The sequence below is a fragment of the Collinsella sp. An2 genome (genome assembly GCF_002160065.1).
GTDB lineage: Bacteria > Actinomycetota > Coriobacteriia > Coriobacteriales > Coriobacteriaceae > Limicola.
In genome coordinates this window covers 92,568-105,016 of sequence record NZ_NFJW01000004.1, presented here as the reverse complement: position 1 = coordinate 105,016, position 12,449 = coordinate 92,568, and the positions used below count along the sequence as shown (strand labels likewise).

Genomic DNA, 12,449 nt, shown 5'->3' with positions numbered 1-12,449 from the left:
AACGCTCCATTCCTTCACGCAGCTGTCCGAAAGGGGTATTTGAGCGATTGGGATTTGCAATCGGTTACTCGTCGAGGCTTGAAACAGAAGAAACCTAGACATGACTTGCAGACGCCTCCCCTGCTAACCGCAGAACGAGTGGCACGTTGCTATGAACAAACGCATCGAGGTGCACCGCGCCATCATCAGTAAGGCCCTCACACCCGACCACTCAAACGCCTGGAGAGTACAATGGACCGTATCAAAACCCAACTCGCTAGGACGCTCAATTGAGACCTCGACAACGCCGTCGTCCAAAACATTGGAACGGGCAATCTGCGCTCCGTCTTCAAGTTCAGCGTAGCTGTAGAACATGATGTGTCCCCATCGTTTTTACAAACCTTCTCAAATCCGGAATCAATTCCGGATTTGAGAAGGTTTTGGACTAGCGTGCATATCAGCTGCACACATCCGCTCACGCGCCGTGAGCCCATATGCCTCTATCGGTAAAAACGGAGTGAATCAATGCCGAGCTGCTCTTCCCAGCGCTTGCCAGTTTAGGCGTGACTGTACGCTATAACTAGGCAAGCCACAGAAGGTCCTTGTTGGACGGTTCGCTGCTTTTTAGCGCGAGATCGGCACCGGTGCCGTTGTCCACATGATGCAGGATACTTCCCCCATGAGCGAATGCGTACGCCACCTCGCCCATTGCCCATTTTTGTCCGCACGAGGTTTTACTATCAAGATGCGATGGATAACTCGGCAGCAAGATATCACGCAACAAGAACCATCGATCGTTGTCCCGGGAAAGGAGTGCGATATGAAAGCATCGAGCGACACATCCGATTTCGCATTGGACATGATCATTTACTCCCCCACGCCTGAAGCGCTTGCTTGTTGGCGTTGCGGCAAAGACATCCCGCTTGAAAATGCGCACGACGCGTGCCCCTTCTGCGGCGGCACGCTCACCGAAAGCGCCTGTGACGACGAAGCGCGCGAACGGCTCCTACATAACGCCGCGCTTGCCTCGACCATCAGCGATCTATCCCAACAGCTTGAAACAGCAAAACGGCAAAATAAACGGTTGGGAATCCTGAGGCGGCTTCCCATTTTCCCCTCGCGCCGCCGTATCACCCATCTCTCTGAACAGCTTGAGAAAGCGCGGACAGAGAGCCAAGCAATCACGGCATCACTCCGAGAGCTTGCCACCGTGCGCTATTACATCTCGCGCTGGTATCAGCGAACGCATATCCCCCTGTGCGATCTTGGCAACCGCGGAGACACGCCGTTTGGAGCACCGCGTTATCAGCTGGGACGCCGGGGCGCAGTGCGGTTTGAATGCAAGACAACAGCGGTCGGACGCAAGCGCAAAAAGCTCGTTGATGCTCGATACGCGGAATACGAAGCGTTCTGTGCGCTACAGCGCATCGCAGACACCGGCGCATTGGGGCATGCGCGCGTGCTCGCCAACCTCGTCATACCCTACGACAACGATGAGGGGCAGCGGTACCAAAAGCGCATACGCAGCAATGAAATCGATGCTTTGCTCATCACAGAACGAGCCGTCATCGTCATTGAAGTGAAACGAGGACGCAGGGCGGCCATTGTTGACTATCGAGCACAACAGCATAGACACCACGTTGCGCTCGTCGGAATCACGCGATCGGGGGAATACTTCGGCGGCGAGCAAGAAGACTGGTCCGTCCGTCAAGTCGCATCGCACTGCCGAACCCTTGATAAGGCCAATGTGTATTCGATAGACAACCGTTCGATAGTAGGCCTGGTCATATATGTTGACACGCCGCGAGTCAATGTCCGCTGCGAACAGGGTGAGGGGCCCACGCCGATGTACTTTGCATCATTGCACGGAATGGGACCGGACCTGAAAGACGTCCTGGTCGCAGCAGTAAACTCAAAGCCAACGGTGCGCAGCGCGGCTGAAGTCGATGCTGTAACCGAAGAGGCCTTCGCGCGCTTCGCCGACTTAGACGGCTCGAAGCTGCGCGAACATCGCAAGCGCCTTGAGCGCGAGCAAGCACAACGCGGGGCGAGGCCCTTTCACAAGCCTAGCTCTCAGAAACGCCGTGCTACTCAACCCGACAAGGAGCTCGAGCGCATGCTGCGCAACCTGCGATGACCCCACAGGCACATCGATCGACTCGCCGGGGCCCAGCACGAGCGGCATACGGTTGTGCACGGGCGCCACGAACGCATTGGGCTCGACGGTAATAATCGAGAGACAGTCATCTTCGTAGCAGACATCTCTTGAGCATAGTTGCCTCTGCAGCTTGTAGCATGCAGAGCCCCGAGCGCACAACAAGAATGAGCAACGGCACACTGCCCACCGCAGAAGCAATCGTTCGGACGCCAACGTCTACACGCTCCGAGGAACTGCACGCTCGCGAACGAACGCCGCGAGTTCTATGCTCGTCATGCCTCCTGACACCAACTGTTGAATCCACTGATAGGCTTCGTTGTCCTCAGGATTCGGCGTATCGGAATGGCGCACATCATAGCCGCCAAGGCGAATCATTGCGTAAAGCATAACCAGAGCCGTTCGTTTGTTGCCGTCGAAAAAGATGTGGTCCTTAGCAAGATGCTCACAAAAACAAGCAGCTTGTTCAAACGCATCGATGAATCGCTTGGTAGGAGGAACCCCAAAATGTGTACCGTACACCGCGTCAATAACAGACTCCAGCCGTCCAACTAACACTTCATCTTCACCCTGTGTGCTTGGGTTAAACATTTTTGAATGCACGGCAAGCTCATGGTGTGTCTTCATGATAAGTATCGCGAGAGCATGGACGAGCTCCTCGTCATCAAAAACAAGAGGGATGGGCCCACCAAGCCCATCCCCACTCATGAGTCCTCCAGCAGCTTCAATGCGTTCGGAATAGATGCGCACACCTCTTGAATGCCCCGTTCAAGCGTCCCCTCAAACCCCGGAAACCCCGCAAAATCCGCCGAACGCCTAATCGCGTCGCAGGTAATGGGCATATCCATGTCTGACCGGTATACGAGCTCCCATGCACTACCCTTGCGATGCGAGAGGCTCACGAGGTCGAATGCCGACAGCCTTCCATAGGTATTCGAGACATATCGAATGATTCCCTTTGTAGCATCATCCACTTCACACATAGCGGGAGCCGACGCAACCACGCCTCGGCCGTATTGTTTGAATGTGTGGTAGACCAGCGGCTCAACGGGTCCATACTGCCACGCTTCAATGGCATCATCAAACAGAGGGGCACCATTACGTCGAAGCGCCTCGACTTGCGCGTAATACACAAGCTTATTCAATTTAAGATTGGTCAACTCAAGTGACGCGTCATTCATGTTGATGAACGCATATGCGATATCAATCGACTTCATGGCACCTCCTTTGATGATGCAAGTATACCCGTCGCAATCGAAGCGACTCGGAGAGACGGCTTCCTACATGCAAGCATCTCTTAATCCGACCTGCAGCAGCCCTTCTTCATCACGCAGAAGCAACGAGCTCTTACCGCTCAGGCTCCGCCCGCAAGTTGACCCCGCTTCGATCGGCCAAGCTCGCGAAATCCGGACCGAGCCAAACGCTTGACTCGCCCGGGCCCAACACAAGCGGCATACGATTGTGCACCGGAGCCACCGCAGCGTTGGGCTCAACGGTGACGATTGAAAGACAACCGTCCTCACAGACGCCCGCAAGCAAAAACGCCCGCACGCCCGGCAAACGAAACCGATACTGCCGACGCACCATCTTGCCCGTGCGCTCGCTTTTCACGCGCTCGGTACCGTGGGTCTCGTAAAACGCGCGCACCGGCACCAGGCAGCGGCCGCCCAATATGGCCGAACTCCACATACCCCGGCCTTCGCGCGCCTGGCTCAGCGCGGTCTCAAGCCTCGTATTGAACACGGCGTGCGGCTTATCCTTCATAGGAAAGCCCCAGGTTACGTCAATCGTCGTAAGAGCCCCACCATCCGCACGCACGTATGCCGCAACCGTCGACCCAGGGTAGGCATCCTGCACGTCGGCGAAATTCTCGACCTCCGTAAGCGCATGGGCGCCCGCATGAGCTCGCGCGTCAAGCACGCCCTGCGCCTCTTCATGCGTCAACGCACACATCCGCATACACATGGTCTCACCTCGAATCCGCTCGTCCGCCGATGCGTTCGCCGGCAACCAACGCCAGCGCCGCCGCCATGGAGCCGCTACCCCTGAAACCGGGCAACCTTTGCAAGGGGCACAAAGCTAAAGATGCGACCCACGGCATCTTTGTACTCCCCCACCTTGCGCGCCTTTCGCACCGCCCGATGCACTGCAAGCGGATCGACAAAGGCAAACTGGGCGTAGAACCACCACTCTTTCATGCGAAAGACGGCATTCCCACCGATCTCTTCCTCATAGGCGCAGAACAGCTTGTCGTGGAACTGCTGGAGCTCGCGAACGGTTGCCGCAGGCCCGCCCTTCACCATGCAGGCGAGTGCGGGGTTGGTCAGAAGTCCTCGCCCCAGCATGACATGTCGAGTCTCGGGATACGCCTTGAGCAGGGCTTCCATGTCGTCGACCCCAAAGATGTCGCCGTTGTACGCCACAGGGAACGATGCCCGGCTGAGCGTCTCACCATACGCCTGCCACCGCGGCGTGCCCTGATAGCGATCCTTTTGCACGCGCGGATGAACAATCAGCTCCTTGAGCGGGCAGCGGCAATACAGCTCCAGGATTCGCTCGTATTCAGAATCGTCCACAACCCCGATCCTAGTCTTCACGGATACCGGAAGACACGACCGAGCGCATATGTCCTGGAGAAATGCCTCGAGCTCGTCCGGGGTACGCAAAAAGCCCGATCCCCTCCCCTTGGCGACGACCGTCCCCGAAGGGCATCCGAGGTTCAGGTTCACCTCTGTATAGCCCATGTCGGCAAGCAGCTGAGCCGCCCACACAAACTCGTCGGCATTCTTTGTAAGGAGCTGCGGCACCACGTCGAGGCCCTCGTTATGCGCAGGGTCAATCTCTTTGCGGGCACGGCCGCCAAACGCAGACCCCACGTGCGGCGGGGTGAGAAACGGTGTGTAGTAGCGGTCGAGCTTGCCGAAGCATTCCGCATGGACTCGACGAAACACGTGTCCCGTGATCCCCTCCATAGGAGCCAACGAGAGAATCATTCTCATCCCTTTCAATCCCCGATACCTTAACCGCACGGACAGCATCACTCGCGCACCGCGTCGGACGCTGGCGACGTCGGCGCGCTCGGTCACCGCCACACGCGGTCCCGCGCCCGCAGCCGCCGTTCGCTCGATCATCGCCTACCAGTCATCCCCCGTAGACCTGCGCCTGCGCTTGATCTCCGAGCGACGATGCTTGTCGGCAAGACGCCGCTCGCGCGATGCTCTGGGCACGCGTGTCTTCTTGCGAGGGCGAGGCGGCTGGGCCCGGCGCTTTATGACCTGCAGAATCTTTTGCAGGCAGAGCTGTCTGTTACGAAACTGGCTGCGGGTCTCGCGCGATGTCACGGTAATGCCCGTGGGCACGTGCGTCATACGAACTGCGGAGTCCGTGGTGTTCACGCCCTGTCCGCCCGGACCCGTTGCGCGGAACACCTGAACCTCGCAGTCACGGGCAAGCTCCTCGACGCTTTGCCGAGCATATCGCGCGTAGTCCCGCCAGTTCATGCCGCCGCTCCTCCCACGGGCATCCTCGCACATCACGCCCTGTTTCAGACGCGGTGCCAGATTACTTACCCTGCACCATGGTAAGCGAGATCTTGCCGCGCTCGCGGTCGACCTTCTCGACCCACACCTTCACGGTGTCGCCCACGGTCACAACGTCGCTCGGATGCTTCACAAACCGGTTCGCCATCTTGGAGATGTGGACGAGTCCGTCTTGGTGCACGCCCACGTCTACAAACGCGCCGAAGTCGACCACGTTGCGCACGGTGCCGGTGAGCTCCATGCCCGGCTGCAGGTCATCGATGGAAAGCGCCGCACGGCTGAACACCACCTCGGGCGCGTCGTCACGCGGGTCGCGTCCCGGCTTCTTGAGCTCCTCAATGATATCGATGAGCGTAAGGACGCCGCAGCCAAGGTCCCCCGCAAGCGTCGCCACGCCGCCCACGCGTTTCTCGATGTCCGGAATGCCGCCGCGCTCCAGGTCTTTGGCGGTCACGCCGGCGCGCTCAAGCACCCCGCGTGCGACCTCATAGCTCTCGGGATGCACGCTTGTCGCGTCAAGCGGATTCACGCCGCCCGAGATGCGCAGGAAGCCTGCACACTGCTCGAATGCCTTCGGGCCCAGCTTGGGAACCTTCTTGAACTCGCGTCGGTCCTTGAAGGGACCGTTCTCCTCGCGGTACGCCACGATGTTTTTCGCCACGGTCGACGTAATGCCCGAAACGTAGCCAAGCAGGCTCGCGCTCGCCGTGTTCACGTTTACACCGACGCGGTTCACCACGTCCTCGACCACATGTCCCAACGTGCGCGAAAGCTCCGCCTGGTCCAGATCGTGCTGGTACTGCCCCACACCGATGGACTGAGGCGGAATCTTCACGAGCTCGGCCAGGGGATCTTGCAAGCGACGGCCCAGGCTCATGGCGCCGCGCGTGGTCACGTCAAGATCGGGATACTCCTCGCTTGCAAGTTTACTCGCGGAATAGACCGACGCTCCGGCCTCGTTCACGATGGTGTACCGCAGATCGGGCGCCTGTTCGGTAATGAAGTCCGAGACGACCTCTTCCGTCTCGCGGCTTGCCGTACCGTTGCCGATCACAATGGTGTTGATCTGGCACTTCTTCGTCAGACGCGCAAGCTCGCGCTTCGTTCCGGCCACATCGCGGCGCGGAGGCGTAGGATAGACCACCCCGTGGTCGAGCAGCTTGCCCGTCTCGTCGAGCACAGCAACCTTGCAGCCCGTACGATAGCCCGGGTCAAGCGCGATTATGCGAGCTCCGCGCACCGGGCGAGCCGAAAGCAGCCCCTCCAAGTTCTTGGCGAACACCTTGATGGCGTCGGTTTGGGCGCGCACCGTAAGCTTTGCGCGCACCTCACGTTCAAGCGAGGGTGCCATAAGGCGCTTGTAGCCATCGGCAATCGCGGCGTCGAGCACCGGCGCAAACGGGCCCTGTCGGCGCGGCCATCGCGAGCCCAGGCGCGCGACAGCGGCATCTGTGTCTACGCCTACGCGCACGCGCAGCTTTCCTTCGCGCTCGCCGCGATCGATTGCAAGAATGCGGTGGTTGGGAATCTTGCGAACCGGCTCCGAGAAGTCGTAGTACGGCTCGTAAGGCGTCTTCTCGTCCGCATCCGTCGCCACCACGACGAGCTCTCCTGCGCCCTCGGTAAACGCGCGCAGGTCGGCCACGTTCTCGGCGTCCTCCGCTACCGTCTCGGCCACAATGTCGGACGCACCGGCAAGCGCCTTATCGGGCGTGTCAAAGCCGGCCTCTGAGGCCTCGGGCGTCACAAACTCCTTGGCCGCCGTGAGCGGAGAGCCGCCCTTTGGCACAACCTGCATGATGATCATGTTGGCAAGCGGCTCAAGACCCGCCTCGCGAGCCTTCTGCGCACGCGTCATGCGCTTCTTGCGATACGGCTTGTAGAGGTCCTCCACGCGTTGCAGCTGCACGGCGGCGCGAATCTCGGCCTCGAGCTCGGGCGTGAGCTTTCCCTGCGCGTCGATGAGCGCAATGACGTCATCCTTGCGCTGTTCAAGATTGCGCAGATACGTCAAGCGGTCGTCGAGCGAGCGGAGCGCCACGTCGTCCATGCCGCCCGTCGCCTCCTTGCGATATCGGGCGATAAACGGAATGGTGTTGCCCTCATCGATCAGCTTGACTGCAGCCTCGACAGCAGCAGGCTTGAGACCAAGCTCAGCCGCAAGAGTCGCAATGATATCCACCGGTTTGCTCCCCGCTTTCCAGAGTAGGTTCACGTCAGCTTCGTGCCGAGCACGGGCTTGTTGGATTGATTAGCATACCCGCCCGTCCGGACACTCGCAACAATTAGCCCAGCATCCCCAACGTCGCGTGAAGCAGAAGCAGCACCGCCAAAAACAGCACGTTCCACATGGTGAACAGCGTAAAATATCGGCCTTTGGCGCGCGGCAGCACAAGGGCGATTTGCTTATACGAGATGAGGCTCGCCATCGAAGCGATAAGCGTACCCAAACCTCCCAGGTTGGTGCCCACGATGAGCGCCGGCCAGTTCGACGTAAAGCCTGAGAGCAGGATAGCGGCCGGCACGTTGGAAAGCACCTGGCTTGCGCCAACCGCAACCGCAAGTTCGTGGCCGCTCACCATCTGCGCGATGAAGGCGTTCACCGCTTCGATGCGCCCCATGTTCCCCACGAATACAAAGAACGCGACGAAGGTGGCCAGGAGGGCATAGTCCACATGTGCAAGGGCGCCGCGATCAACAATGAGGCCCATCGCTGCCGCCACGACAACCGTCACCTCAAACGGCACGATTCGGGCAACAGAGAGCAGCGCGCAGCCAAAGACGACCGCCCATATCGCAACGCGCGACCACGAGAGTCGCACATCATCGGAGCTCTGAAGACGGGTTTTCTCGATGGACGATGCGTCTGGCGTACGCCCGCACAGAAAAACTGCGAGCGCAAGCAGCACAAGCGCTCCAAGCGTATAGGGGGCCATGAGTGCCAAGAAATCGGGCAGCGCCATTTGAGAAGCGGAATACAGATAAAGGTTCTGCGGATTGCCCACCGGCGTAAACATGCTGCCCAGGTTGGCGGCAATAGTCATCATGACCACGGTAAAACACGTGAGGCGCTCGGACCCGAGTGCGCGCAGCGCAAGCAAGGCAAGCGGCACGAACGTGACAAGCGCGACATCGTTGGTGATCAACATGCTCGAGAAGAACGCGAGCAAGGTGAGCGCTAAGCAGAGACGGCGCGGGCCGCGCGCAATCGCCAGCAGCCGCCGACACGCCGCACTGAAAACACCAAGCCGCGAGAGGCCCGCCATGACGGTCATGAGACTAAACAGCATGCCGATGGTACGCAGGTCAACATAACCGAGGTACGCCGCATCGGGCGGTACCGCGACGCAGGACAACGCCGCAAGAACCAGCGCCACCACGAGCACGGGATCTTTTCGCACCAACTCAGCGATATCGACGGTATGCAGCATGAGCTTTCCCCTCGTTCCAGCATAGAAGACCGTGGGAATGATACTAGAACCCCGCCTTCGAGCACATGCAACGGCATGTCTGGGGTAACTCAAAAGGCGAAAACCGTCTTTAGGAGCGTTTCGCACGACGTCAGCAAAACTCGTTTCGTTTTTATGCAGTTAGATCGCGATGACGCAAGTAGACGACTATTTTGCTCAACAAAAGCGCAGGTCACAGCAGACCGAAATCATGGTCTACTCGCCGAATCCATGTTTAACAACATAAAACCGAAACGAGTTTCCGAAGGAGGTCTAATGACCCCCTAAACAGTAGACGAAAGGGTGGGATATCCCCTAATCAACGCAGATATGGGGGAGCGGGCAGAAGCATGGGGCGCGCGGACCGCCAATTCTGGTCGCGGCGGCACGCCCCCTGCTTCCAATTACTTATCCCGGAACGTCAGCAGGCTGCTGTAGTCCGTGTCGCGCGGGCGCCTGCGGTCGGGGTCGCGGAAGAAGTCCTGCGCCAGGCGCTTGATCACCGGCGAGAGCGCGATGAGCGCGATGAGGTTCGGGATCGCCATGAGGCCGTTAAAGCAGTCGGCGAGCTCCCACACCACGTCGAGGTTCAGCACACAGCCCGCGAACACCATGGCCACATAGGCCACCTGGTAGACGCGAATCGCGACGCGCCCGGCCTTAGGCACGCGGCGGAAGAGATACTCCACACACTTCTCGCCGTAGTAATACCACGCGATGAGCGTCGCGTAGGCGAAGAGCATGAGCCCCACCGTCACCACGTACTGGCCGCCGGGGATACTCTGCCCAAACGCCGCTGAGCTCATGGCGCCCTCGGACATCATGGGGTCGGCGCACCACAAGCCCGAGGTGATGATCACCAGCCCTGTGATGGTGCACATGACGATGCTGTCGAAGAACACCTCGATCGAGCCCCACAGACCCTGGCGAGCGGGATGGTCGGTGTCGGCCGAAGCGTGCGCGATGGGAGCCGAGCCCATGCCCGCCTCGTGCGTGAACACGCCGCGCGACATGCCGACGCGGCAGGCATACATCACCGTAGCGCCCGCGAAGCCACCCACGGCAGCCGTGCCCGTAAAGGCGTCGCGGAAGATCATGGCGAAGGCCTCCGGGACGGCGCCCGCGTTCATGATGAGCACGATGAACGCAGCAAGGAGATAGAACACCGCCGCGAAAGGCACGAGGACCTCCGTGAGGTGCGAGATGCGCTTGATGCCACCGATGAGGACGAGTCCGGCAAGCAGCGCCACGACGATGCCAATGACGGGCAGCGGCACGCCAAACGTCGCGTTCACGCTGCCGGCAAGCGAGTTGGCCTGCACGCTCGCACCGATGCCGAACGATGCCAGGAAACCAAAGATGGCAAAAAGCACCGCGAGCCACTTAGTTCCCAGGCCGCGGGAGATGTAGTACATGGGGCCGCCGACGATCTCGCCGCGCTCGTTGCGGGTGCGATAGGCCACCGACAAGGTGACCTCGCAGAACTTAATGACCATGCCCGCAAGCGCGCTCAGCCACAGCCAGAAGATCGCTCCGGGGCCGCCTGTTGCCACGGCGAGCGCCACGCCCACGATGTTGCCCGTACCGAGTGTAGCCGCAAGCGCCGTGCATACCGCCTGGAAGGGCGAGATGGCGCCGTGCTCCAGCTCGTCCTTGCTAGGACGGTGGAAGAGCGTCTTGGTGGTGTAGCGCATCACTACATTGAAGCGCGTAAAGATAACACCCTTGGTGATGATGAGCAGGAATATACCCGTGCCAATCATCAGCACGACCATGGGTAGGCCCCACAGCACGTTGTTATTCAATGCAGCGATGACGGACATGATGAACTCGAACATAGGCGGCTTCCTCAACAGACCCCTCGACAACTGAATGCATAAACCAGCCGTGAGATGTGAATATACAGACTCTATGTTTCGAGGGAATGAACGTCCGATATCCAGGCGGTTTCGTCCGCGGCCAGCGTCCTCTAGGACGTGTGTGTTCGCAAGGCAGCTTATCCGTGATGTCGGCATTGTCCCTGGCATGCGTGTTCTCGATAAGGCTCTTGCAGCCACGCATATCGAGCGCTACAACGTTCTTTGGCTGCCATCAGGATGGGTCCATATCATCGTAGACCTTTATTCTCCCTAGCAATACGCGGAACTCGTGCGTCCTCACTTCCGCTCCGGAAGACCAGCGGCCAACAAAGCACAACAGCACCGGAGAAGGAACATTGAGACGATGAAGGAGCCCGAGGGCGGGGGGGTGTTCTCCACAGGCCCAGCACGGCCGCCGAGCGTACCTGGCGAGCCTTCGGCAAGGTGGCGTAGCCGAGGAGAAGGCGCTTCAATCTTGGAATCTGCTACAAAAGCTGAGAGACCATACCGCAACAAATCAGATGCCTGGCACCTCTCACGCTTCGTGAGCTTAATCTAAGAAAGTCTATCGCCGTCTCAAAATAGCCAGCGAACTTCCCGCTTCTTTCGCTTGCACTCATCCTCAAGCACATTCTCCTCTGCCCCGCCCATGCTTCAGCCCCACACGTCTGCGAGAGACGCGACCGAAGCGCAGCACGCCGCACCACAACACGCTGAAGTTTCAGTCCACGAGCTCGCGAGGAGCACGACACGATTCTCGTACCCTCCGTGGCCTTGCAAATCACGTTTTAACCCACGCGCCCGCGAGGGGCGCGACAAGGGTTCCGTCGATACGTCCACCTCGCTTCCTTCCGTTTCAACCCACGCGCCCGCGAGGGGCGCGACTCGGCGCGCTCCTGGGAATCAGCCAGGCCACGTCGTTTCAACCCACGCGCCCGCGAGGGGCGCGACGCGCGAGCGTCTGGGCGGCGGTGGTGGTAAGTTGTTTCAACCCACGCGCCCGCGAGGGGCGCGACATCGCCTGGTCGCGCTCTGAGCCTGACACGCCTGGTTTCAACCCACGCGCCCGCAAGGGGCGCGACGAGCACCAGACGAGCAGCCGGACCGGCCTGAACATGTTTCAACCCACGCGCCCGCGAGGGGCGCGACTTGATGCGGTAGAGCGGCAGGGCGCAAACGTCAAGTTTCAACCCACGCGCCCGCGAGGGGCGCGACACCTCCACCAGGTCATAGTTCTTGTAACCGATGTAGTTTCAACCCACGCGCCCGCGAGGGGCGCGACCAGCCGGGTGCACGCAAGCGTGTCACGGACTACTGGTTTCAACCCACGCGCCCGCGAGGGGCGCGACCTATAGATTGCGCCTGTGTAGACAGTCCCGCAAAAGTTTCAACCCACGCGCCCGCGAGGGGCGCGACTGTTATATACGTCGTCCTCGTCCTCAGAGCTTGTGTTTCAACCCACGCGCCC

8 protein-coding genes, 1 pseudogene and 1 CRISPR repeat array (1 of these 10 only partly in view) are annotated in these 12,449 nt (G+C 59.9%); of the genes and pseudogenes, 1 reads left to right on the top strand and 8 read right to left on the bottom strand.

Features of this window, described 5'->3' with window-relative positions; translation table 11 throughout:
* Positions 1 to 799 precede the first annotated feature (799 nt).
* Entirely contained in the window at positions 800 to 2,116 is a 1,317-nt protein-coding gene (locus tag B5F33_RS04215; RefSeq protein WP_158095308.1) for a nuclease-related domain-containing protein, read from the top strand.
* 237 nt (positions 2,117 to 2,353) lie between these two features.
* On the opposite strand, the gene B5F33_RS04210 is transcribed toward B5F33_RS04215, so the two are convergent.
* The 8 genes and pseudogenes from B5F33_RS04210 to B5F33_RS04175 form a co-directional block, all read right to left on the bottom strand.
* The gene (locus B5F33_RS04210) at positions 2,354 to 2,842 is read right to left on the bottom strand and encodes a type II toxin-antitoxin system death-on-curing family toxin (RefSeq protein ID WP_087410546.1); all 489 of its coding nucleotides are present in this window, start codon (positions 2,840 to 2,842) and stop codon (positions 2,354 to 2,356) included.
* Complete coding sequence (locus B5F33_RS04205; protein WP_087410545.1) at positions 2,839 to 3,351, bottom strand: type II toxin-antitoxin system antitoxin SocA domain-containing protein; 513 nt, start codon at positions 3,349 to 3,351, stop codon at positions 2,839 to 2,841. The genes B5F33_RS04210 and B5F33_RS04205 overlap by 4 nt, the downstream gene beginning before the upstream one ends.
* Positions 3,352 to 3,481: 130 nt before the next feature.
* Positions 3,482 to 4,099 (bottom strand): SOS response-associated peptidase family protein, encoded by a 618-nt coding sequence (locus tag B5F33_RS04200; protein ID WP_087410544.1) that lies wholly within the window; start codon positions 4,097 to 4,099, stop codon positions 3,482 to 3,484.
* Between the two features lie 74 nt (positions 4,100 to 4,173).
* Positions 4,174 to 5,127, bottom strand: coding sequence for a tRNA-dihydrouridine synthase family protein (locus tag B5F33_RS04195; protein ID WP_087410543.1), 954 nt, complete (start codon positions 5,125 to 5,127; stop codon positions 4,174 to 4,176).
* A 141-nt stretch (positions 5,128 to 5,268) separates the two neighbouring features.
* Positions 5,269 to 5,598, bottom strand: a pseudogene (locus tag B5F33_RS04190) (peptide chain release factor-like protein); the annotation flags it as partial.
* 97 nt (positions 5,599 to 5,695) lie between these two features.
* On the bottom strand, positions 5,696 to 7,855 hold the full coding sequence (locus B5F33_RS04185) for a Tex family protein (protein ID WP_087410541.1): 2,160 nt from the start codon (positions 7,853 to 7,855) through the stop codon (positions 5,696 to 5,698).
* A gap of 103 nt (positions 7,856 to 7,958) precedes the next feature.
* A complete protein-coding gene (locus tag B5F33_RS04180; protein ID WP_087410540.1) occupies positions 7,959 to 9,104 on the bottom strand; it encodes an SLC13 family permease in 1,146 nt (381 codons plus the stop codon).
* Positions 9,105 to 9,526: 422 nt separating this feature from the next.
* Positions 9,527 to 10,960, bottom strand: coding sequence for a sodium:alanine symporter family protein (locus B5F33_RS04175; protein WP_204214396.1), 1,434 nt, complete (start codon positions 10,958 to 10,960; stop codon positions 9,527 to 9,529).
* Between the two features lie 739 nt (positions 10,961 to 11,699).
* A CRISPR array of direct repeats spans positions 11,700 to 12,449; the repeat unit is 32 nt; unit sequence GTTTCAACCCACGCGCCCGCGAGGGGCGCGAC; it runs 1,944 nt beyond the window's last position.

What these genes read in the sequence shown, in the direction of transcription:
- B5F33_RS04205 (WP_087410545.1), bottom strand. Translation starts at nt 3,351, where the DNA reads ATGAAGTCGATTGATATCGCATATGCGTTCATCAACATGAATGACGCG.
- B5F33_RS04210 (WP_087410546.1), bottom strand. Translation starts at nt 2,842, where the DNA reads ATGAGTGGGGATGGGCTTGGTGGGCCCATCCCTCTTGTTTTTGATGAC.
- B5F33_RS04180 (WP_087410540.1), bottom strand. Translation starts at nt 9,104, where the DNA reads ATGCTGCATACCGTCGATATCGCTGAGTTGGTGCGAAAAGATCCCGTG.
- B5F33_RS04200 (WP_087410544.1), bottom strand. Translation starts at nt 4,099, where the DNA reads ATGTGTATGCGGATGTGTGCGTTGACGCATGAAGAGGCGCAGGGCGTG.
- B5F33_RS04175 (WP_204214396.1), bottom strand. Translation starts at nt 10,960, where the DNA reads ATGTTCGAGTTCATCATGTCCGTCATCGCTGCATTGAATAACAACGTG.
- B5F33_RS04215 (WP_158095308.1), top strand. Translation starts at nt 800, where the DNA reads ATGAAAGCATCGAGCGACACATCCGATTTCGCATTGGACATGATCATT.
- B5F33_RS04195 (WP_087410543.1), bottom strand. Translation starts at nt 5,127, where the DNA reads ATGATTCTCTCGTTGGCTCCTATGGAGGGGATCACGGGACACGTGTTT.